Genomic DNA, 21,511 nt, shown 5'->3' on the forward strand with positions numbered 1-21,511 from the left:
CCAGCGCGTACGCGCAGCAGCGGAGAAACGTACCACTCGGAGAATGGGAAAAGCCTGTGCGACATGACAGCTCTTTTCGCCGGCGGTCGAGCCTGACGGCCGCCGCCGTCGCCGCGCTGCTGACGGCCGGCGCCGGGGTGGCCGGCGTCCACGTCGCGTCGGCGGCGACGGCCGGATGCCAGGTCACCTACACGGTGACCAGCGAATGGCCGGGCGGCTTCGGCGCGAGCGTCGGCATCCAGAACCTGGGCGACCCGGTCAACGGCTGGCGGCTTACCTGGTCGTTCCCCGCCGGGCAGACCATCACCCAGCTGTGGAACGGCACCCACACCCAGTCGGGCTCCCAGGTGACGGTCACCAACGCCTCCTACAACGGCGCCATCCCCACGGGCGGCAGCGTCGCCTTCGGGTTCAACGGAAGCTTCACCGGCTCGAACCCGAAGCCTACGAGTTTCGCCCTCAACGGCGTGACCTGCACCGGCGGCGTCGCCTCCCCCACCGCCACGCCCAGTCAGACTCCCAGCCAGACTCCCAGCCAGACCCCCTCGCAGAGCCCTTCGCAGAGCCCTTCGCAGAGCCCGAGCCCGAGCCCGACGCCGAGTGCCACGCCGCCGGACCGCCCGATGATCAACAACAACTTCCCGGTCACGCGTGAGGGGGCGTACGGCACCAACCGCTACACCGTGTTCCGCCCGTCGAACCCCTCCTCCGTCGGGCGCACGATGCCCGTGCTGGTCTTCGGCAACGGGGCCTGCGCGCACACGAACGGGAGCGAGGTCGTCCAGGCGCTGACGTTCATCGCGGCCCGCGGGTTCGTCGTGGTGGACACGGCGTCGGTCGACGGCTCGCCGAACGGGGTGAACAGCGGGTCGCCGATCCCGTCGCTGCTGACCGACGCGATCGGCTGGGCCGAGCGGGAGAACGCCCGGAGCGGCTCGCCGCTCTACCAGCGTCTCGACCTGTCCCGGGTGGCCACCGCCGGGCACTCCTGCGGAGGGCTCGAGGCGCTGATCGCCGGGCAGGACCAGCGGGTCGACGGCGTGGTCTCCCTCGACAGCGGGTTGTTCGCCGACGGCTCGTTCGGCTACTCGCGCTCGGAGCTGTCCAAGCTGCACACGCCGGTGATGTTCCTGGACGGCGGGCCCTCCGACATCGCCTACGACAACACCCGGGCCAACTACGACCTGGTCAGGGTGCCGGCCGTGCTGGCCGAGCAGTCGCAGGCCGGGCACACCGGGTTCATCACCGGCTCGCAGATGACCGACGGCATGACCGCCGTGGTCCAGTTCCTGGACATGACCCTCAACGGCAACGCCACGGCGCGCTCGTACATCCTCGGCTCCTCGGGCCTGGCGGCCAAGGCGCAGTGGACGGTGCGCAGCAAGAACTTCTGACGCCGGCGTCCCCGCCCCGCCCCCTCGCCGGAACCGGCGAGGGGGTCAGGGGCGCCGGGCGTGCCGGCCGGCGTCCACGAGCAGGGGCTCCGCCGGCCCGGCGGGCGGAGCGTCCTCCTCGTGGCCCTCGACCGACAGGTTCGGCAGCAGGCGGTCGAGCCAGCGCGGGATCCACCAGTTGAGCCGGCCGAGCAGCACCATCGTGGCGGGCACGAGGAAGCCCCGGATCAGGGTGGCGTCGACCGCGATGGCCACCGCGAGCCCGACCCCGAACACCTTGACGAGGGGATCGGGGTAGGCGATGAACGCGGTGAACACCGCCACCATGATCAGCGCCGCGGAGGTGATGACCCGGCCGGTCGACCCGAGCCCCTCGGCCACCGCGGAGCGGTTGTCCCCGCTGCGCGTGTAGGCCTGCCGTACGGAGGTCAGCAGGAAGACCTCGTAGTCCATCGACAGCCCGAACAGCACGGCGAACAGCATGAGCGGCACGTACGTGTCGATGGGCACGGAGAAGAACAGCGTCGCGAGGTAGGACCCGTCGGCCGAGACCGGCGGGTCCATGCCGACCACGCGGCTGCCCAGGCCCTGGGAGAACACCACGGCCAGCGCGCCGAAGGCGGCTCCGAGGGAGACGAGGTTCATCACCGCGGCCTTGACCGCGACCAGGGGCGCGCGGAAGGCCAGCAGCAGGAGCAGGGCGCTGAGCAGCACGACGACGCCGACGACCAGCGGGGTCCTGCTCATCATGCGGTCGCCCGCGTCGGCCATGCCGGCCACCTCGCCGCCGACGTGCAGGCGCGCCCCCGGCACCTGGACGGCCCGCACCCGCTTCACCACGTCGAGGGCCCGCGGGTCGCTCGGCGCGTAGTCGGGGACGACCTGGAACAGCACCGATCGGCCGTCGTCGTTGACCATCGGCGCGGCGACGAACGCGACGCCCTCGATGTGCTCGATCCGCTGCCGCAGCACCTGGACGAGCGGGTCGGGCGGCGTGGAGTCCGCGATCCTCTCGTCCGTCTCTGCGACCGCGATGAGCCCGGCGTTGGCCCCCGGGCCGAAACCGGCCTCGATCAGCTCGTACGCCCGCCGGGCCGAGGTGCCCTTGTCGCCGTACCCGTCGTCGAGGGGGCCCAGCTTCATCGTGACGGCCGGTGCGGCGAGCGCCACGAGCACGACGACGGTGACGGCGAGCACCCGCCAGGGACGGCGCGCCACCCACAGGCCGAGCCTCGTCCAGCCCGTCGCCGGGCCGTCCCGGCGGGCGGCGCGCCCGAAGAACGGCAGCCGCAGCGCGTTGATCCGCTGGCCGAGGATGCCGAGCAGCGCCGGGACCAGCGTGATCGACGTGAGCACGGCGCACACGACCGAGACGCCGGTGATCCAGCCGAGCGTGGCCAGCAGCGGGAACCCGGCGAGCATCAGCGCGCTCAGGGCGATCACGACCGTGCCGCCGGCGAACAGCACGGCGCCGCCGGACGAGGCGGCCGTGCGCCGGACCGCCTCGTGCACCGCGACCCCCCGGGCCAGCAGCGCCCGGTGCCGGGACAGCAGGAACAGGGCGTAGTCGATGCCGACGCCGAGGCCGATCATCGTGGCCAGGATGGACGCCGTCGAGGGCACGTCCACGATGTGGCCGAGCAGCCCGATGAGGCCGAGCCCGACGCCGATGCTGACGATCGCGGTGAAGATCGGCACGATCGCGGCGACCAGCGTGCCGAAGGCGAACAGCAGCACCAGCAGCGCGAAGACGACTCCGATGACCTCGCTGACGCCGGTCTTGATCTGCTTGTCGGCGGGAGTGGAGCTGTCGGAGGGGACGACCTCGATGCCCGCGCGGGCCGCCGGAGCGGCGGCCGCGGCGAGCTGTTCGGAGGTCTGCGCGATCTTCGTGGTGTCCTGTCCCCGCAGCCGCACGGTGATGACGCCGATGCGCAGGCTCGGCGACATGCCGCCCACCCGGTACGGCGTCTCCACCTGGGCGACGTGCGGGGTCCGCCGCAGGGCGTCCATCGACCGCTCGACGGCCTTCTTGCGGGCCTTCTCGTTCAGCGTGCCCTTCGGGGTGTACAGGACGAGCTGCACGGTCCCGCCCGGGTCGAACCCGGGGCCGAAGCCCTCGCGCATGAGCTCGTGCGCCCGCTGCGCGTCGGTGCCGGGGATCGCCACGTTGTTGTTGACCGGCCGGCCCCACACCACCGTGCCCGCGGTCAGCAGCCCCGCCGCGAGGACCCACAGCGCGAGCACGAGCAGGCCGTGCCGAGCGCACCATTCGCCGAGCCGCCCAAGAAGCCCGCTCATCGTCGACCGTCCGTCCCCGGGTAGCACGTCACGACGGCCGTACCCTACGGCCGTACAGTACGAGGGTAGAGGCAGGAGATCGGGGGGCGGACGCCACCTTCGCCCTACGCGCCCGTGGTGGTCCGGTTACCCGCCGGCGACATCGGCGGGGCCGGTGACCCCCCGCCCGGGTCTCCCGGCGAGGCGGTCACGGAGTTTCGGAAAAGAACTTTTCATGCGGCTCGCCGGGCCGATCCCTCCCCCGTGACCCGCGTGCGCGCCGGGCCGCCCAGGGTGTGGCGCGGTCAGGGGCGGTCCCGCCCACGGACGCACCCCCGCGGGTGATCGGGCAGACTCCGCCGCCGCCGTCGCGGCGTTCGAATTCTGATATCCATATCCCCTTGCGATCACCGCCGGGGCGCGTCACATTTCGTGTGAACGTTCAACCTTTATGCCGCGTCCTAGGAACACCAGCGGACCCGATGTGAAGGGGGTGACGGCCAGCCGTGGACGTACCGGCCGTCGGGGAGGGCCGCGCGGGCGCGCTCGGCCAGGTGGTCTCGGCCCTGTCGAGCACCCCCCGGACCGTCCTCATCGTCGGCGAGCCCGGAATCGGGAAGACCCGCCTGCTCGGCGAGGCGGCGGCGCGGCTGGAGGGCTTCCGCGTGCTGCGCGGCCGGGCGCGGGAACTGGACGGCGGACGGGCCTACGCTCCCCTGGTCGACGCCCTGGGCTCGCTGCGCGGCGAGGTGGCCGGTGTCCTGTCCGACCTGCTGGAGGCGATCGACGAGGCGGCGCTCGGGGAGCCCGCCGCCGCGCCCGGCGCGATGGCCGCCCGGCTCCTGGAGTCGCTGCCCGGCCCCACTCTCCTCGCCATCGACGACATCCACCTCGCCGACGCCGACACGCTGAGCGTGCTGCGGGCCCTGCCGCACCGGCACGACTCCGTCGCCATCCTCGGCGCCGCGCGGCATCCGCCCGCTCTCGACGTGGACCTGTCCGTACGGCTCCAGCCGCTGACCATGCCCGAGGTGGCGGAACTGGTCACCACGCTGCTCGGCCGTACGCCGAGCGACGCCGTCCTGCGGCGGATCCACGCGGTGAGCCGGGGCAACCCGTGGTTCGCGCAGGAGGCGGTGCTGACGCTGGTGCAGGGCGGCGCGGTGCGCTCGGCGGACCCGGGGGCCCGGCGCGGCGCGATCCTCAGCCGGCTGTTCCAGCGCGACCGGGGCGGCCGCGACCTCGCCCGCGTGCTGGCCGCGCTGTCGCGAACCAGGGAGGCCGCCGACCTGGCGGCGCTCGCCGAGCTGGCCGGGCTGCGCCCGGAGCAGGCCGAACGCGCCTTCGAGGCCCTGGTGCGGGACGGCGTGGTCGCCCGGAGCGGCGACGGCTACGCCCTGGCCCACCCGCTGGTCGCCGAGGCGCTGTACGACGACCTCGGCCCCGCGGGGCGGCGGGACGTGCACCGCCGCATCGCCGACATGCTCGAAGGCGACGGGCTGACCGGCACTCGGCGCGTGCTGGAGTGGGCCACGCACATGGCCGAGGCCGGCCCGCCCGCGCGGGCCCTGCCGGCGGTGCTGCGGGCGGCCGACCTGACCCGCTGGACCGCGCCGCTGTCGGCCGCGCACTGGTACGGCAAGGCCGTCGAGCTGTCCCCCGAGCCGGGCGAGCTGCTGGCCAGGCAGGCCCTGGCCTACTGGAAGGGCTCACGGCCCGCGCTGGCGCTCAACTCGGCCCAGCGTGCCCTCGCCGTGCTGCCCGCCGGGCGGCGCCGCACCCAGGCCGCGTACACCGCCGTCGGCGCGGCGCACGCCATGGGGTGGTACGAGGTGGCGCTCGACGTGGCCCGCCGCCAGATCCCGAAGGCCGACGACGCCTCGGCGCTGCTCGCCCAGCAGGCGCTGGTCAGCGCGGAGCTGGGCCGCCCCAGCCGCGACATCGCCCGCCGCGCCTGGGAGAGCGTCGCCGACTGCCCTCCGCAGGACCGGGCGATCGCGGTGGGCTGCCTGGCGATCCACGCGCTGGTGCGGGGCGACTGGGCCGAGACCCAGCGGGCGGTCGACGAGCTGCTCGCCTTCGCCGCCGCGCTGCCGCCCGGCGCCCGCCTCGCGTCCCTGGAGTCGGCGGCGCACGTGCTGGCGGCGGCCGGGCAGCGTGCCCGCGCCGCCGAGGTGCTGGAGCAGGCCGAGCAGATCCACCGCGGGCTCGGCTGGCACGACATCGCCGGGCAGCACGTGCGGACCGTCGCGGTCATCCGGCGGCTCGGCGGCGACTGGGACCGCGCGCTCCAGGAGATCGCGGTCGCGGCCCGGGGGCTGGCCGAGGCGGGCCTGCTGGAGAACCTCGCCCTGCTGCGCAACATGGAGATCGACATCCTGCTCGACCAGGGCAGGCTGGAGGAGGCCGAGCGGGTCCTCGCCGAGCCGCCGCCCGGCTGCGCCATGCAGGACGGCCTGCGCTGCACGTTCCGCGCGCGCCTCGCGCACGCCCGGGGCGACCTCGCCGCGGCGCGGCGCGAGCTCGGCCGGGCGCTCGCCTGCGACGTGCCGGACGTGGTGCACCGGGCCCTCGCCGTACAGGTGTTCATCACGGGATCGGCGGGTGACGACGCGGCCTGCCGGGCGGCGGCCGCCCGGCTGGACGAGCGGTCGGCGAACGGCAGCCCCCGGACCCTGCTGGCCGCCGACCTTGCGGTGGGCTGGGCGTTCCGCAAGCCCGCCCGGGCCGGCGCGGCGCTGGAGCGGGCCCGGGCCGACGGCCTGCCGTTCGAGGAGGCCCGCGCCCGGCTGATCCTCGGCGCGCTGGGCGACCCGGCGCAGCTCCCCCGCGCGCACACCATCTTCACCCGGCTCGGCGCGGCTCCGTGGGCGGAGATGTCCGGGCGCCGCCTGCGGGAGGCCGGGATGGTCCCCGAACCCGAGGGCCGCCTCACCCCGGGCGAGCGCCGCGTCATCGAACTGGTCGCGGGCGGCCTGAGCAACCCCGAGATCGCCGAGGAGCTGCACTACAGCCGCAAGACGGTGGAGGTGTACCTCACCCGGGTCTACGCCAAGACCGGGCTGCGGTCCCGCGTGGAGCTCGCCCTGGCCGTCGCGCGCGGCGAGCTCTGAACGGCCCCTTGGCCACGGGCGTGTCCCCGGCGGCTGGACGACGCCGGCGAGATGCCGCACACCCGGCCGTGATCAGGCGGCGGGGAAGTCGGTGGCGGGCGCGCTGAGAGCGGTGGCCTCGACGTTCGCCCGCAGGGCCTCGACCTTGGCCACGGCGTAGGAGTGGGCGTCCGAACCGAGCAACTGCCGCAGCGGGCCTTCCCCGGCCAGGACCCGCCCGATGATCGCGCGAGCGCCCATGACCGGGTCGCCGAGCTGGCTGCCCTGGAGCTTCAGGTGATCGAGGATCATCTCGCGGATGGCCGGGTAGTGCGCGGTCGTCTCCGCGGGCAGGACGAGGCTGTCCGTGGTGAGGAAATCGGTGCGGAAGTAGCCGGGCTCGACGATGGTGACCTCGACGCCGAACTCCGCCACCTCGGCGGCGAGCGCCTCGCTCAACCCCTCCAGCGCGAACTTCCCGGCGCAGTAGAGGGCCCAGCCCGGGACGGCGGTCAGGCCCAGGATCGAGGACACGTTGACGATATGGCCACCTCGTTGCCCGCGGAGGATCGGCAGGGCGGCGCGCAGCACGTTCCACACGCCCACGACCTGGACGTCGAGCATGTCGCGGACCTCGCGGTCCCCGGTCTCCTCCACCGCGGCCAGGAATCCGTAGCCCGCGTTGTTGACGACGACGTCCAGGCCGCCGAAACGTCCGGTGGTCTCCCGGACCGCCCGGCTGACCGCCTCCTCGTCACGCAGGTCGACGGTGAGCGGGAGAAGGCGCGACATCTCGATCCCGCCGCCGAGGGCGGCGAGCAGCCGCTCCGGTGACCGCGTCGTCGCGGCGACCTGGTCTCCGCGCTCCAGTATCTGCCTGACCAGTTCGAGGCCGAGGCCGCGGGATGTGCCGGTCACGAACCACGTGGCGGGCCGGTCTGCTGGGAAGCTCATGGTGATCCTCTCGAATGTCGCGAGTGGCGCCGGCCGGGAGGCCCCCAGGACCGGCACAGCACCAGCTTCCTTCGCCGCGACCCGCCGTGGACGTCCATATCGCGCCCTGCGCAACCGCGCACCGGGCAACCTAGGACGCACCGGACCACCCAGGAACGCGCGGCAGCGTGGACACTGGATCCGTGGCCGGAACCAACCGTGAGCTCGCCGACTTCCTCAGACGCGCCCGTGGACAGGTCGACCCCTCGCGGGCGGGCCTGCCCCCCGACGGCCGCGTGCGACGCGTCCCGGGCCTGCGCCGCGAGGAAGTCGCTCTCCTGGCCGGAGTCTCGACCGACTACTACGCACGCCTCGAACAGGGCCGGCGCATCATCCCCTCGACGACCGTCGTCGAGGCCATCGGCCGTGCTCTAGGGCTCGACGACGCCGGACGCGCGCATCTGCACGACCTCATGGGGATGACCGCGGCCCCCGTCCGGCGCCGAACTCGCGGCGTCCAGCGCGTGCGCCCCGGGCTCTACCAGCTCCTCGACGCCCTCGACGGCGAGCCCGCCCTCGTCCTCGGCCGCCGCACCGACGTGCTCGCCGCCAACGCGATGGGGAAAGCGCTGTTCACGGACTTCGACCGGATGCCGCCGAGGCGGCGCAACTACGCGCGATGGATGTTCCTCGACGACGCCCGATCGCTGTTCGTGGACTGGGAGGTCCAGGCACGCGCCGTGGTCGAGAGCCTGCGGCTCGACGCGGGCCGCGACCCGGACGACCAGGCCACCGTCGCGCTCATCGCCGACCTGCGCGAGCACAGCCGTGAGTTCGCCCACTGGTGGGAGCAGCACCGCGTCCACCAGCGCACCCACGGCTCCAAACGCCTGCGGCACCCTCTCGTCGGCGAGCTGACCGTCGAGTACGAGACCCTCTCCCTGCCCGGAGACCCGGAGACGACGCTCTTCGTCTACACTGCCGAACCCGGCTCGTCCTCGAAACGCGCCCTGGACCTTCTCGCGAGCTGGACCGCCGAGACCCTGGCGGTTCGCCGCGGACATTAGGGATCTCCCTACTGGGCGTCGCGCGCGCGGAGGGCCAGGCTCGGGAGCATGGAGTCACCGATCCTTCGGTTCGCCGACGCGGTCTGGCGTGGTTCGGTGCGTCCCGAGGACGTGCCCGTCTCCGATCTGCGCCGGGACGGGGTGCAGGAGATCGCCTACGGTGTCGCGATGTGGCCCGCGTGCGGGAACGTCTACGTGGTCCGGGGCGAGGACGGGCTGGCTCTCTTCGACACGGGTGACGCCCACGAGGCGTCGCCGTCCTACCGAGCGATCAGGAAGTGGTCGGCCGAGCCGCTCAAGTACGCGATCTTCTCGCGCGGCAGGGCCGACCGGCTGGCGGGCCTGGAGGAGTTCGACGCGGAACCCGGCCCGCGGCCGCTGGTGGTGGCGCAGGAGGGGCTGGTGCGCCGGCTCGCCCAGCAGGGCAGGACGGCCGGCTACAACGCCACCGTCGACCTGCGCGAGCAGGGGTTCCCGCGGGTGGTCTGGCCGCTGCCGCACCGGCTGCCCGACCTGACCTACCGCGACCGGCTGTCGCTGTCGCTGGGCGACGTCACGTTCATGCTCACCCACGCCCACGGCGCCACGGACGACGCCACCTGGGCGTTCCTGCCGGAGCGCGGGGTGCTGCTGACCGGGGACCTGTTCGGCTGGACGGTGCCGGGCGCGGGCGACCCGCAGCGGGTCCAGGGCTATCCCGACGAGTGGGCCGTGGCCCTCCGCGCCATGGCCGCGCTCGACGCGGACCTGCTCCTCCCCGGCCGGGGCCTGCCGATCTGCGGCGCCGCCCGGGTGCGCCGGGCGCTCGCCGACACCGCCGACTACCTCGACAGCCTGGTGGAGCAGACGCTCGACCTGATGAACTCCGGCGCCCGGCTGGACGAGATCCTGCACGAGGTAAAGCCGCCGCCCGCGCTCGCCGCACGCGTCTACCTGCAGGAGCACCACGACGAGCCCGAGTTCATCGTGCGCAACATCTGGCGGCTGCACGGCGGCTGGCACGACGGCAACCCGGCCAACCTCAAGCCCGCGCCGGACGCGGTGTTCGCCCGCGCGGTCGCCGAACTGTCCGCGGGCGCGGCGTCGGTCGCGGGGCGTGCCGTCTCCGCGGCGGCCGACGGCGACCTGCGCCTCGCCTGCCAGCTCGCCGAGCTCGCCGCGCAGGCCGAGCCCGACGACCACCAGGTCCACGAGATCAGGGCCCTCGTGTACGCGCTGCGAGTGCAGCAGGAGCCCGGAACCATCGCCCGCGGCGTCTACGCCTGGGCCGCCGCCGAGTCACGCAGCAAGATCACCGGCCTGGACCTCCTCGACGTCTACCACGACGTCACCGAGGGCCGGGTGTGGTGGCTGCCGGTCGCCAACTGAGGCCGGCACCGACGACGTCGTCCGTCACGACGGCCGGCGGGCGCCCGGAGGGGAGCGCCCGCCGGCCCTGCCGGTAACCTTCCTGTCGTGCTCGAACAGATCACGGCGACGCGGTACGTCGCGCCGCTGCGCGAGGGCGGCTCGCTGCCCGGCGTCGTCGAGGCCGACGACCTCGGCACCTACGTCGTGAAGTTCCGCGGCGCGGGCCAGGGCAGGCGGGTGCTCGTCGCCGAGATCGTCTGCGCCGAGCTCGCCCGGCGGCTGGGCTTCGCCACGCCGGAGCTGAAGGTCGTCGACGTCGATCCCCAGCTCGGCGCCCGTGAGCCCGACGAGGAGATCCAGGACCTGCTCACCGCGAGCGCCGGGCACAACCTCGCGATCGACTTCCTGCCCGGAGCGCTGGGCTTCGACCCGCTCGCCTGGCAGCCCGACGCCGGGTTCGCCTCCCGGGTGCTGTGGTTCGACGCGTTCGTGCACAACGTGGACCGGAGCTGGCGCAACCCCAACCTGCTGGTGTGGCACGGCGGGGTGTGGCTGATCGACCACGGCGCGGCCCTGTGGTTCCACCACAACTGGCCGACGGCCGACCCCCGCCGCCGGTTCGACGGCCGCGACCACGTGCTCGCGCCGTTCGCGACCCGGCTCGGCGAGGCCGACGCCGACCTCGCCGGGCGCGTCACCCGAGAGCTGCTCGACGAGGTGACCGCGCTGGTGCCGGACGAGTGGCTGGAGGACGAGCCGGGCTTCGCTGACGCGGAGGCCGTACGGCGGGCCTACACCGAGCACCTGCTCGCCCGGGTCGCCGGGCCGCGCGACTGGCTGCCGGACCCGGGCGAGGCCCCCGCCCCGCGCGGCGAGCGGGGCGCGACGATCGGCGGCTTCTGGCGGGCCGCGCGGGAGGCCGGACGATGAGCGGGCGGGACGTCTACGAGTACGCGGTGATCCGCGTGGTGCCGAGCGTCGAGCGGGGCGAACTGGTCAACGCGGGCGTCATCCTCTACTGCCAGCCACGCGGCTATCTGTGCGCGCGGGCCGAGCTGGACGAGTCCCGGCTGCTCGCGCTGGGCGCCCCGGTGGACCTCCCCGGCGTGCGGCTGGCCCTGGCGGCGTACGAGCGGGCCTGCGGCGAGGAGGCGGGGCCGTTGTGCGGGGAGCCGCTCGGCGCCCGGTTCCGCTGGCTCACCGCGCCGCGCAGCACGGTCGTGCAGACCGGGCCGGTGCACGCCGGGCTGACCGGCGACCCGGCCGCCGAACTGGAGCACCTGCTGACCCGGCTGGTCAGGCCGCCGGCCGCGATCAGAACAGCACGGACATGAACGAGTCGACCTCCTGGAAGCCCACCTTGCGGTAGACGGCCCTGGCCGGGAGGTTGAAGTCGTTCACGTAGAGGGTGACGACCGGGGCGAAGTACTTCAGCGCCTGCTCCACCACCGCGGCCATGCCCGCCACGGCGTGGCCCCGGCCGCGCAGGTCCGGGTGGACCCACACGCCCTGGATCTGGCAGGCGTGCGGCGTGACCGCGCCGATCTCCGCCTTGAAGACCACCTGGCCGTCGTCGATCCGGGCGTACGAACGCCCGATGCGGATCAGTTCGGCGACCCTCGACCGGTAGAGCGCGCCGCCGTCGCCGTTGTCCGGCGAGACGCCCACCTCCTCGGTGAACATCGCGACGCACGCGGGCAGCAGGATGCCGAACTCCTCGGGGCGGACCCGCCGTACGAGCGGGTCCGGCTCGACGGCGGGCGCGGAACCCGTGGCCATGACCGGCTGGGCCGACCGGATCGCGCGGGCGACGCCCCAGTGGGGTTCGAGCCGCTCCCAGAGTTGTCCGACGGCGGCGGCCGGGCCGACGATGGACGAGCAGCGGCGGCCCTGCCTGCGCGCCCGTTCGGCGAAGGCGTGCACGGCCTCACGGGTGGCGTTGACGGGCACCAGGTTGGCCCCCGCGTAGCACAGGGACACCAGCCCGCCGCGCGGACCGTATCCCCACATCTGGCCGCCCAGCCGCGAGGGGCTGAGGCCGACGGCCCTGACCCTGGCCGCTACGAACACGTTGGCGACCGGATCGGTGTCGAGGAGCGTCAGCACCTCGTCCCGATCACCGTCGTCGAGCACGCGCGACGCCGATGTGCGCAGCATCACGGGCCCAGCCTACGCGAAGGGTTCACGTTTGGGATGTATCGGCCCGCCCGGGCCTCACCGCCGTACGGCGGATTCGTGAGCGGCCGCGCCGGGCGCCGTCGCCATGTCCACGGACGCCGCCCTCGGCGACGGGTCGGCCGGGCAGCTCGCGCCGGTTCCCCGCGCGCCCCTGCGCTGCGGCGGCGCCGTCGCGTCCCGCAGGTAGGCGGCGAGGTACCGGTCGACACAGGCGTTCCCGGCGAGGGACACGCCGTGGTTGCCGCCGCCCGAGGTGACCAGCCGCGCGGTCGGGAACCGGCGGCGCATCCGCAGCGCCCCTTCGTAGGGCGTGGCGGCGTCCCGCTGGGCCTGGATCAGCAGGATCGGCGGCAGCTGCGCGGTGCCCACCTTGACCGGCGTGCCGCCCTTCTCCGGCCAGAAGGCGCACGGCGCGTTGTAGACGGCGTTGGGCCAGGCCATGAACGGCGCCTCCGCGTGCAGCCGCCGGGTGTCGTCGTGCCAGCGGGCCCAGGACCGGGGCCAGGGCGTGTCGCGGCATTCCACCCCGAGGTAGACGGCGTAGGCGTTCTCCTTCTCCGCGTCGATCTCGGCCTCGCTGTGGAAGAGCCGCACCAGGATCGAGGGGTCGCCCCGGTGGACGTAGGCCGAGAAGGCGGCGGCGAGGTACGGCCAGAGCCGGTCGGTGTAGGCGCCGTTGGAGAACACGTCGTCGAGCTCGCTCGGGCCGACGACGCCGCCCGCCGGGCGGTCCCGCAGACGGGCGCGCAGGGCGTACCAGGCGTAGGAGACCGCGGCCTGGCTCGCGCCCAGCCGGTAGACGTCGTCGTGCCCGGCCAGCCACGCGAGGAAGTCGCGGTGGCGCCGGTCGAAGCTGCGGTCCTGGGCGATGTTGGCGTCGTACCAGTCGACATCGGGGTCGACGACGCTGTCCAGCACGAGCCGTCGCACCCGGCGGGGGAACAGGGTGGCGTAGACGGCGCCCAGATAGGTGCCGTACGAGTAGCCCAGGTAACTGATCCTGTCCTCGCCGAGGGCCGCCCGGATCGCGTCCATGTCCCGCGCGTTGTTCTCGGTGGTCAGGTAGGGCAGGAACCAGGCCCAGCGGTTGCCGCAGCCCTCGGCGTACTGCCGGGCCCGGCCCGCCAGCACCTGCTCGTCGGCGTCGTCGCGCGGCACGTTGTCGGGGCGGGGCGCGGCGAAGAAGCGCGCCGGGTCGACGCACGACAGCGCGGGCCTGCTGGGGGCCACCCCGCGCGGGGCGAAGCCGACGACGTCGAACCGCGCGGCGACGTCCGCGGGCAGCCGGGCCGCCACGTACCCGGCCAGGCTCAGGCCCTCGCCGCCCGGCCCGCCCGGGTTGACCAGCAGCACGCCGAGGTGGTTGCCGTCGCGGGAGACCGTGCCCCGGATGCGGTTGAGCGCCAGCGAGATCCGCTGGCCGTACGGCTCGGAGTAGTCGAGCGGGACGTCGAGCGTGGCGCACTCCTGCGCGGGCTCCCGCCGCGCGCCCCCTCGTGACGCGTCGCGCGACGTCCGGGAGGCGGCGGAGTCCAGCAGGCCGCCGGAGGACGTCTCGCCGAGGGCGTCCTGGGAGGGGCAGGGCCGCCACTCCAGGGGCCGCTGCGGCGGCCCCCAGCGGCCGGCCCAGTGGTCGGCTCTGTGGTCGGGCCGGGGCTCGCCCCCCTGCCCGGCTCCGTAATCCCCCCACGGCCGCTCTCGCGGCGTCGCGCCGTGGGCCGCCGTCCCTCCCGGTACGGCGAGCCCGGCGACCAGAGCCGCCACTCCCGCGACCACACCAACGACCCGCTTCACCGGCAACGCTCCTCTGCTCCTGTACGGCAGAGGCAAGCCTCGCGGTGTGATCGCGGCGCTACGCCCGGTACTACCCGGTCATTGCCATTGTGTAGTCAGAGTATTGCTTGTTGTAACGACCCGCCTATTGGTCAGCGGACGACGACCTCGGGGCCGCCGGCCTCGTCGTCGTCGAGGTCCACATCGATGCCCATCTCCTCGGCCAGGCGCAGGGCCTCCTCGATCAGGGTCTCGACGATCTGCGACTCGGGCACGGTCTTGATGACCTCGCCCCTGACGAAGATCTGGCCCTTGCCGTTGCCCGAGGCGACGCCGAGGTCGGCCTCGCGGGCCTCGCCGGGTCCGTTCACCACGCAGCCCATCACGGCCACGCGCAGCGGCACCTTGAGCCCGGTCAGCCCGGCCTGGACCTGTTCGGCGAGGGTGTAGACGTCGACCTGGGCGCGTCCGCAGGACGGACAGGAGACGATCTCCAGGCCGCGCTCGCGCAGGCCCAGCGACTCCAGGATCTGGGCGCCGACCTTGACCTCCTCCACCGGAGGCGCCGACAGCGACACCCGGATGGTGTCGCCGATGCCCTCGGCCAGCAGCGCGCCGAAGGCCACCGCCGACTTGATCGTGCCCTGGAAGGCCGGCCCCGCCTCGGTCACGCCCAGGTGCAGCGGGTAGTCGCACTGCTCGGCCAGCAGCCGGTAGGCCTGGATCATCACGACGGGGTCGTTGTGCTTGACGGAGATCTTGATGTCGCGGAAGCCGTGCTCCTCGAACAGCGAGCACTCCCACAGCGCCGACTCCACCAGCGCCTCGGGGGTGGCCTTGCCGTACTTCGCCAGCAGGCGCGGGTCGAGGGACCCGGCGTTGACGCCGATCCTGATCGGCACGCCGGCGTCGGAGGCGGCGCGGGCGATCTCGCCGACCTTGTCGTCGAACTTCTTGATGTTGCCCGGGTTGACCCGCACCGCCGCGCAGCCGGCCTCGATGGCGGCGAAGACGTACTTCGGCTGGAAGTGGATGTCGGCGATGACCGGGATCTGCGACTTCCTGGCGATCGCCGGCAGCGCGTCCGCGTCGTCCTGGGACGGCACCGCGACGCGGACGATCTGGCAGCCGGCCGCGGTGAGCTCGGCGATCTGCTGGAGTGTGGCGTTGACGTCGGCGGTCAGCGTGGTGGTCATGGACTGCACCGAGACCGGCGCGTCCCCGCCGACGGGGACCGGCCCGACCATGATCTGACGCGACACCCGCCGCTTCGCGATCGGCCGGGTCCGTACGGCGGGAATCCCGAGATCAACAGACATTTCTGCACCTTGTTTGATAGGCGATGCCCGATGGGGGGCCCTCCCAGTCTAAGGAGTGCCGCGAGGTCGGGTGGCCCGAAACCTTTTCACGACGAATGAAGGTTTCATGACCGGCGGCCGATGAAAACGGTCCCACCTGCACGGACGATCGACGCCGCGCCGACCGGGGTGGGCGGTGACACAAGGCCGACCTACAGTCCGAACAGCGCGAGTGCTCTCGCACCACCACCAATCAGGTCGGTTAGTCAGAGGCTGTCCCCCGGGGCCGACGTGCTCGCGCCGTCGGCGGTGCCGTGCTGCACCACGAGTGCGGCAGCCATGACCACGCGAAAGGGTAGCCCGTGGGAAGACCACGAAGAACACCATCGAAGGTGACGATCGGCGTGATCGTCGCCGCGCTGTCCGCCCTCGTCTCCGCCGTCGTCCTCAGCTCGCCCGCGAACGCGCACGGCGCCCCGATGACCCCCGGCAGCCGCACCTACCTGTGCTGGAAGGACGGCACCACCTCGAGCGGTGCCATCCAGCCGAAGAACCCGGCCTGCGCGGCGGCGGTCGCCAAGGGCGGGACCAACGCGCTGTACAACTGGTTCGCCGTGCTGCGCTCGGACGGCGCGGGCCGGATGTCCGGCTTCATCCCGGACGGGCAGCTGTGCAGCGGCGGCGCGATCGTCTACGACTTCAGCGGTTTCGACCTCGCCCGCAACGACTGGCCGGTCACCCACCTGACGTCCGGTGCGACCATCCAGTTCAAGTACAACAAGTGGGCGGCGCACCCCGGCACGTTCCGGTCGTACATCACCAAGGACTCCTGGAGCCCGACCCGCGCGCTGGCGTGGAGCGACCTGGAGTCGACGCCCTTCGACAGCGTCACCAACCCGCCGAGCGTCGGCTCGGTGGGCACCGAGGACGGCCACTACTACTGGGACGCCCGTCTGCCCTCGGGTAAGAGCGGCCGCCACATCATCTACACCGTGTGGCAGCGCTCGGACAGCAACGAGACGTTCTACAGCTGCTCCGACGTCGTCTTCGACGGCGGCAACGGCGAGGTGACCGGCGTCGGCCAGACCGGCACCAGCAGCCCCACCCCGCCCGTCTCCCCGTCGGCCTCGCCCAGCATCACGCCCAAGAACTCGCCGACCCCGCCGGTGAGCCCGTCCGCGTCCCCGTCCACGTCCCCGTCGAGCGGCGGCCCCGGCGGCTGCTCGGCGACGTACAAGGTCGTCAGCTCGTGGGGCGGCGGCTTCCAGGGTGAGGTGACGGTGAAGGCCGGCTCCTCCTCCATCGGCGGCTGGACCGTCAGATGGACCCAGCCGAGCGGTGGCACGATCACCCAGGTCTGGAACGGCACGCTGAGCCAGTCCGGCGGCAACGTCAGCGTGCAGAACGTGAACTACAACGGCAGCCTCGGCGCCGGCGCCTCGACCACCTTCGGCTTCCTGGCCAACGGATCGAGCAGCGGCACCCCGTCGCTGACCTGCTCGGCGGCCTGACCCGCCCGACCGCGGCGCGGCCCGCCTGACCCGGGTCGCGCCACGGTCCCAGGGACGGGCTCAGCGCGTGAGCTCGGCCGCCCGCGCCCTGGCCCAGGCGTCGGCGTCGAGGACCTCCTCGACGGACGACGCGGGGCCGGGGTCGTGGGCGGCCACCACGCGTTCCACGGTGTCCACGATGCCGGGGAACGGCAGGGCGCCCTTCAGGAACGCCTCCACGCACACCTCGTTCGCGGCGTTGTAGACCGCCGGGGCCGTGCCGCCCAGCGTGCCGACGTGCCGGGCCAGCGCGACGGCGGGGAACGCCTCGTCGTCGAGTGGCTCGAAGGTCCAGGTGCAGGCGGTGGACCAGTCGACCGGCCGGGCCGCTCCGGGCACCCGCTCGGGATAGGCCAGCGCGAGCGAGATCGGCAGCCGCATGTCGGGCGGGCTCGCCTGCGCGACCGTCGAGCCGTCCACGAACTCCACCATCGAGTGGATGATCGACTGCGGATGGACCACCACCTCGATCCGGTCGAACCCGATGTCGAACAGCAGGTGGGCCTCGATCACCTCCAGGCCCTTGTTGACCAGGGTCGCGGAGTTCACGGTGATGACCGGGCCCATGGACCACGTCGGGTGGTTGAGCGCCATCTCGGGCGTCACGTCCGTCAGTTCGGCCCGCTTCCTGCCCCGGAACGGGCCGCCGCTCGCCGTCACGACCAGCCGCCGTACGGCCGCCGGAGCGGCTCCGCCGGGACCGGCCGCCCACAGGCACTGGGCGAGCGCGGAGTGCTCGGAGTCGACCGGGATCAGCCGCCCCGGCCCGGCCAGCCGCTTGACCAGCGGGCCGCCCACGATCAGCGACTCCTTGTTGGCCAGCGCGAGCACCCGGCCCGCCTCCAGCGCCGCGAGGGTGGAGGTGAGCCCCAGCGCCCCGGTGATGCCGTTCAGCACGACGTCGCAGGGCGACGCGGCGACCTCCGCGACCCCCTCCGGGCCCGCCAGCACGCGGGGGCGCGCCCCGGCGGCGGCGAGCGCCTCCCGCAGCGCGGGCACGGCCGCCGGGTCGGCGACGGCCACCGTCTCCGCCCCCGTCTCGGCCGCCTGCCGCGCGAGCAGGTCGGCCCGCCCGCCGCCCGCCGCGAGCGCGGTCACCCGGAACCGTCCGGACGCGTGGGCGACGACGTCGAGAGCCTGGGTGCCGATGGACCCGGTAGAGCCCAGTACGACGACTGACCGGGGCTGCGGCGAGGATTGGGAGCTCATTCCCTCATTGTCGCCGAGACGACAACCGCGACGGCATCCGCGTCGCCCTTCCCTTCCGCCGTACGGAACACCCGATGCGGCGGAGAAACCAGTACATCTATGCCGGAATCTGCCCATAACCGTATAGGCGGATCGTGAGAAATCCGGCCGGAGGCGTCGCTACCTTCCCGCGTCAGGACATCCCGACACGGAGGTAGGCATGCACCCCTCGGCACGACGTCTCGCGGCCCCCACTGTCACGGCTGCGGGGGCCATCGCGGGGGCCATGGTCCTCGCCGCCTTAACCGCCGTGCCCGGCGCCGCGGCGACAGCCGCGCGGACCGCCACGGCGGCCGCCGGTCCGCGGCCCGCCGTGCACGACGCGGCCGACACGGCGGCGGAGCAGCGGACGGTCCGGAAGTTCTGGACCACCGCCCGGATGGAGGCCGCCGAGCCGCTGGAGGCACCCGGCACGGGCTCGCGGCACTTCGCCGCCGCGGCCTCCGCCCTTCTCGACGCGTCCGGGGCGAGCCCCGCCGCCGTCGCCCCCACGAGCGCCCCCACGAGCGCCGCCGCGAGCGCGTCCACGCAGGCCGCCGCGGCGGGGTCCTCGGCGTACGTCTCGTCCCGGACCTCCGGGTCGTCCTGGACGGCGGGCGGGACGATCGCGAGGACCACGGGCCGGGTGTTCTTCACGGTGACGACCGGATCGGACGCCGGCCGGAACGCCTCCTGCACCGGCACCGCCGTCACCAGCGCCAACAAGAGCGTCGTGATCACGGCGGGGCACTGCGTGAAGCTGAACGGCGCGTTCCACGCCAACTGGGTGTTCGTGCCGGGCTACGACCAGGGCGACCGGCCCGACGGCACCTGGCCCGCGACCACCCTGCTCACCACCTCCCAGTGGAACTCCGGCGAGAACATGAACTTCGACATCGCCGCCGCCGTCGTGGCGCCCCAGGGCGGCAGGAGCCTCACCGAGGTCGTCGGCGGCCAGGGCGTCGCGTTCAACCAGCCGCGCGGACGCCAGACGTACGCCTTCGGGTACCCGGCCGGCGCGCCGTACGACGGGTCGAGGCTGGTCTACTGCAGCGGGCGCACGTTCGACGACTACCTGTCCTCGGAGGACCAGGGGCTGAGCTGCGGCATGACCGGAGGCTCCAGCGGCGGCCCGTGGCTGGTCAACTTCAACCAGAGCACCGGCGGCGGCATGGTCAACTCGGTGAACAGCTTCAAGTACAACTTCGCGCCCTCCTGGATGTTCGGGCCGTACTTCGGCGCCGAGGCCGAGGCGGTCTACAACACCGCCCAGAACACGGGGCTGTCCTGATTCACGGAAAGTAGCCACGCGGGCACCGATGGTGGTCCACACTCTGGAGCCATGACTCCGAGCCTCCCCTTGCTTGCCGTCCCCCTCCTCGCCGCAGGACTCGTCCGCGGCCCCGGACCGGCGGTCCCGCCCGCGGACGACTCCGTGAACCGCCCCGTGAACCACCCTGTGCCGGACCCCGTGCCGGACCCCGTGACGGACGTCGTGGAACACGTGGCGGACCACGCCGCCGAGCCGTACTGGACGCCGCAGCGGATGGCGCGGGCGGCCCCGATCGGGCTGCTGGCGGGCCTGCAGAAGATCACCGCCCTGCCGCCGGCCGGGCCGGTCCTCGCGCCCGGGCCGGCGCCGCGGACCGGCGTGCCGGCGACCGGCGGGACGGGCGGGACGACCAGGACGCGGCAGGCGGCGGCGATGCCCCCGGTGACCACGAGCGGCACGCACTGGGCGGCGGGCGGTTCGGTGACGAGGACCACCGGAAGGGTCTTCCTGACCATGAACGGCGTGGACTTCGTCTGCTCGGCCAGTGCCGTGCGCAGCGCGAACAGGGACGTGGTCGTCACGGCCGGGCACTGCGTCAAGGACGGCGCCGGAGCCTGGGCCGAGAACTGGACCTTCGTCCCCGGATACGACCAGGGACGTCAGCCGTACGGCGCGTTCCCGGCCCGGCGCATGTTCGTCGCGGGGCCCTGGTCACGCGCGGGAAACGACGACTACGACGTGGGGATGGTCGCCGTGGACGACCAGGACGGCCGGCACCTCACCGACGTGGTGGGCGGCCAGCCCCTGGGCTTCGACGCGCCGCAGGGGCGGCGGACCTACGGGTTCGGTTTTCCCGCCGACCCCCCGTACGACGGGGAGCGCCTGCTCTACTGCGCCGGGGTGCCGCACGGCGACCCGCAGGGGCAGACCCGCGACCAGGGCCTGCGGTGCGACCTCACGGCGGGGGCCAGCGGCGGGCCCTGGCTGAGCGGCTTCGACCCCGGTTCCGGCCGCGGCACGCTGACGTCGGTGAGCAGCTTCAAGTACAGCAACGACCAGCGCACGATGTACGGCCCCTACTTCGGCTCGGCCGTACGCGACCTGTTCCGCGGCGCCGAACGGGCCTGACCGTGCGGGACGCGTGAGGACCGGTCAGAAGGGCGACAGGGGCTCGGCGTTGTCCTCGTCCACGATGTCGGCGGCGGACCGGACGATCAGGGGGTCGGGCTCGCCCACCACCGAGACGTCCTTGTCGTCGTAGTCGTAGAGGGACAGGACGTAGCGCATCGCCTCCAGGCGTCCGCGCTTCTTGTCGTTGCTCTTGATGATCGTCCAGGGGGCGTCCTCGGTGTCGGTGTTGAGGAACATGTCCTCCTTGGCCCGGGTGTACTCGTCCCACAGGTCCAGCGAGGCGATGTCCATCGGCGACAGCTTCCACTGCCGTACGGGGTCGACCTGGCGGATGATGAACCGGGTGCGCTGCTCGGCCCTGGAGACGGAGAACCACAGCTTGACCAGGCGGATTCCGTCGCGCACGAGCATCCGCTCGAACAGCGGCGTCTGGTACATGAACTCCATGTACTCCTCGGGGGAGCAGAAGCCCATGACCCGCTCGACCCCGGCCCGGTTGTACCAGGACCGGTCGAACAGCACCATCTCCCCCGCGGCCGGCAGGTGGGAGACGTACCGCTGGAAGTACCACTGGCCGCGCTCGCGCTCGCTGGGCTTCTCCAGCGCCACCACGGTCGCGCCCCTGGGGTTGAGGTGCTCCATGAACCGCTTGATCGTGCCGCCCTTGCCGGCGGCGTCCCGTCCCTCGAAGAGGATGACCAGGCGCCCGCCGGTGTCCTTCAGCCAGTACTGCAGCTTCAGCAGCTCGATCTGCAGCAGCCGCTTCTGCCGGTCGTAGTCCTGCCGGGAGATGCGGTGGTCGTACGGGTAGTGCTCGCGCCAGGTGTCCACCGGCCCGCCGTCGGCGCGGACGAGGACGGGATCGTCGTCATCGTCGTCCAGCACCTTCAGTCCCGGCGTGCGCCGCAGCAACTCGACGCCGTCCGGGTGATCCTTCGCGACCTGCGACGCTTCCGGCATCTCCG

The 21,511-nt window shown here is 73.3% G+C and carries 16 protein-coding genes; 9 read left to right on the plus strand and 7 right to left on the minus strand.

The features are described from left to right. Positions 1-56: 56 nt before the first annotated feature. On the plus strand, positions 57-1,394 hold the full coding sequence (locus HHX33_RS13480; protein ID WP_182874872.1) for a cellulose binding domain-containing protein: 1,338 nt from the start codon (positions 57-59) through the stop codon (positions 1,392-1,394). 45 nt (positions 1,395-1,439) lie between these two features. Here the strand turns inward: HHX33_RS13480 and HHX33_RS13485 are convergent, their stop codons facing one another. Then, positions 1,440-3,695, minus strand: coding sequence for an MMPL family transporter (locus HHX33_RS13485; protein WP_182874873.1), 2,256 nt, complete (start codon positions 3,693-3,695; stop codon positions 1,440-1,442). Between the two features lie 485 nt (positions 3,696-4,180). Between HHX33_RS13485 and HHX33_RS13490 the strand changes: the two genes are divergently transcribed. After that, positions 4,181-6,787: a helix-turn-helix transcriptional regulator gene (locus HHX33_RS13490; RefSeq protein ID WP_182874874.1), complete on the plus strand. Its 2,607-nt coding sequence runs from the start codon at positions 4,181-4,183 to the stop codon at positions 6,785-6,787. A gap of 72 nt (positions 6,788-6,859) precedes the next feature. On the opposite strand, the gene HHX33_RS13495 is transcribed toward HHX33_RS13490, so the two are convergent. Then, on the minus strand, positions 6,860-7,720 hold the full coding sequence (locus HHX33_RS13495) for an SDR family NAD(P)-dependent oxidoreductase (RefSeq protein ID WP_117409827.1): 861 nt from the start codon (positions 7,718-7,720) through the stop codon (positions 6,860-6,862). A 182-nt stretch (positions 7,721-7,902) separates the two neighbouring features. Between HHX33_RS13495 and HHX33_RS13500 the strand changes: the two genes are divergently transcribed. The 4 genes from HHX33_RS13500 to HHX33_RS13515 all read left to right on the plus strand — a co-directional run bounded on the left by HHX33_RS13500 (position 7,903) and on the right by HHX33_RS13515 (position 11,450). Beyond that, the gene (locus tag HHX33_RS13500; RefSeq protein ID WP_182874875.1) at positions 7,903-8,766 is read left to right on the plus strand and encodes a helix-turn-helix transcriptional regulator; all 864 of its coding nucleotides are present in this window, start codon (positions 7,903-7,905) and stop codon (positions 8,764-8,766) included. A gap of 48 nt (positions 8,767-8,814) precedes the next feature. Further along, on the plus strand, positions 8,815-10,134 hold the full coding sequence (locus tag HHX33_RS13505) for an alkyl sulfatase dimerization domain-containing protein (protein WP_117409829.1): 1,320 nt from the start codon (positions 8,815-8,817) through the stop codon (positions 10,132-10,134). Positions 10,135-10,221: 87 nt separating this feature from the next. Next, complete coding sequence (locus HHX33_RS13510; RefSeq protein ID WP_182874876.1) at positions 10,222-11,046, plus strand: HipA family kinase; 825 nt, start codon at positions 10,222-10,224, stop codon at positions 11,044-11,046. Continuing rightward, positions 11,043-11,450: a DUF3037 domain-containing protein gene (locus HHX33_RS13515; protein WP_117409831.1), complete on the plus strand. Its 408-nt coding sequence runs from the start codon at positions 11,043-11,045 to the stop codon at positions 11,448-11,450. The genes HHX33_RS13510 and HHX33_RS13515 overlap by 4 nt, the downstream gene beginning before the upstream one ends. Here HHX33_RS13515 and HHX33_RS13520 read toward each other — a convergent pair. The 3 genes from HHX33_RS13520 to ispG all read right to left on the minus strand — a co-directional run bounded on the left by HHX33_RS13520 (position 11,431) and on the right by ispG (position 15,386). Next, positions 11,431-12,273, minus strand: a complete 843-nt coding sequence (locus HHX33_RS13520) for a GNAT family N-acetyltransferase (protein WP_117409836.1) — start codon at positions 12,271-12,273, stop codon at positions 11,431-11,433. The genes HHX33_RS13515 and HHX33_RS13520 overlap by 20 nt on opposite strands. Before the next feature lie 57 nt (positions 12,274-12,330). Beyond that, positions 12,331-14,088, minus strand: a complete 1,758-nt coding sequence (locus tag HHX33_RS13525) for an alpha/beta hydrolase (RefSeq protein ID WP_310741356.1) — start codon at positions 14,086-14,088, stop codon at positions 12,331-12,333. A 131-nt stretch (positions 14,089-14,219) separates the two neighbouring features. Next, complete coding sequence (ispG, locus tag HHX33_RS13530) at positions 14,220-15,386, minus strand: flavodoxin-dependent (E)-4-hydroxy-3-methylbut-2-enyl-diphosphate synthase (protein ID WP_182874877.1); 1,167 nt, start codon at positions 15,384-15,386, stop codon at positions 14,220-14,222. 371 nt (positions 15,387-15,757) lie between these two features. Between ispG and HHX33_RS13535 the strand changes: the two genes are divergently transcribed. Further along, on the plus strand, positions 15,758-16,876 hold the full coding sequence (locus HHX33_RS13535; protein ID WP_310741357.1) for a lytic polysaccharide monooxygenase auxiliary activity family 9 protein: 1,119 nt from the start codon (positions 15,758-15,760) through the stop codon (positions 16,874-16,876). A gap of 60 nt (positions 16,877-16,936) precedes the next feature. On the opposite strand, the gene dxr is transcribed toward HHX33_RS13535, so the two are convergent. Beyond that, positions 16,937-18,124 (minus strand): 1-deoxy-D-xylulose-5-phosphate reductoisomerase, encoded by a 1,188-nt coding sequence (gene dxr / locus HHX33_RS13540; protein WP_138463368.1) that lies wholly within the window; start codon positions 18,122-18,124, stop codon positions 16,937-16,939. A gap of 199 nt (positions 18,125-18,323) precedes the next feature. Between dxr and HHX33_RS13545 the strand changes: the two genes are divergently transcribed. Continuing rightward, a complete protein-coding gene (locus HHX33_RS13545) occupies positions 18,324-19,433 on the plus strand; it encodes a trypsin-like serine peptidase (protein WP_259402407.1) in 1,110 nt (369 codons plus the stop codon). A 144-nt stretch (positions 19,434-19,577) separates the two neighbouring features. Then, complete coding sequence (locus tag HHX33_RS13550) at positions 19,578-20,543, plus strand: hypothetical protein (RefSeq protein ID WP_310741358.1); 966 nt, start codon at positions 19,578-19,580, stop codon at positions 20,541-20,543. A 24-nt stretch (positions 20,544-20,567) separates the two neighbouring features. Here the strand turns inward: HHX33_RS13550 and ppk2 are convergent, their stop codons facing one another. Beyond that, on the minus strand, positions 20,568-21,506 hold the full coding sequence (gene ppk2, locus HHX33_RS13555) for a polyphosphate kinase 2 (protein ID WP_111701458.1): 939 nt from the start codon (positions 21,504-21,506) through the stop codon (positions 20,568-20,570). Between the last annotated feature and the right edge of the window lie 5 nt (positions 21,507-21,511).

It is taken from the genome of Microbispora sp. H10670, assembly GCF_014161385.1.
Lineage (GTDB): Bacteria > Actinomycetota > Actinomycetes > Streptosporangiales > Streptosporangiaceae > Microbispora > Microbispora triticiradicis.

Excerpts from the sequence above, each read along its gene's own strand:
- HHX33_RS13520 (WP_117409836.1), bottom strand. The coding sequence starts at position 12,273 with ATGCTGCGCACATCGGCGTCGCGCGTGCTCGACGACGGTGATCGGGAC.
- HHX33_RS13505 (WP_117409829.1), top strand. The coding sequence starts at position 8,815 with ATGGAGTCACCGATCCTTCGGTTCGCCGACGCGGTCTGGCGTGGTTCG.
- HHX33_RS13515 (WP_117409831.1), top strand. The coding sequence starts at position 11,043 with ATGAGCGGGCGGGACGTCTACGAGTACGCGGTGATCCGCGTGGTGCCG.
- dxr (WP_138463368.1), bottom strand. The coding sequence starts at position 18,124 with ATGAGCTCCCAATCCTCGCCGCAGCCCCGGTCAGTCGTCGTACTGGGC.
- ppk2 (WP_111701458.1), bottom strand. The coding sequence starts at position 21,506 with ATGCCGGAAGCGTCGCAGGTCGCGAAGGATCACCCGGACGGCGTCGAG.
- HHX33_RS13495 (WP_117409827.1), bottom strand. The coding sequence starts at position 7,720 with ATGAGCTTCCCAGCAGACCGGCCCGCCACGTGGTTCGTGACCGGCACA.
- ispG (WP_182874877.1), bottom strand. The coding sequence starts at position 15,386 with ATGTCTGTTGATCTCGGGATTCCCGCCGTACGGACCCGGCCGATCGCG.
- HHX33_RS13545 (WP_259402407.1), top strand. The coding sequence starts at position 18,324 with ATGCACCCCTCGGCACGACGTCTCGCGGCCCCCACTGTCACGGCTGCG.
- HHX33_RS13485 (WP_182874873.1), bottom strand. The coding sequence starts at position 3,695 with ATGAGCGGGCTTCTTGGGCGGCTCGGCGAATGGTGCGCTCGGCACGGC.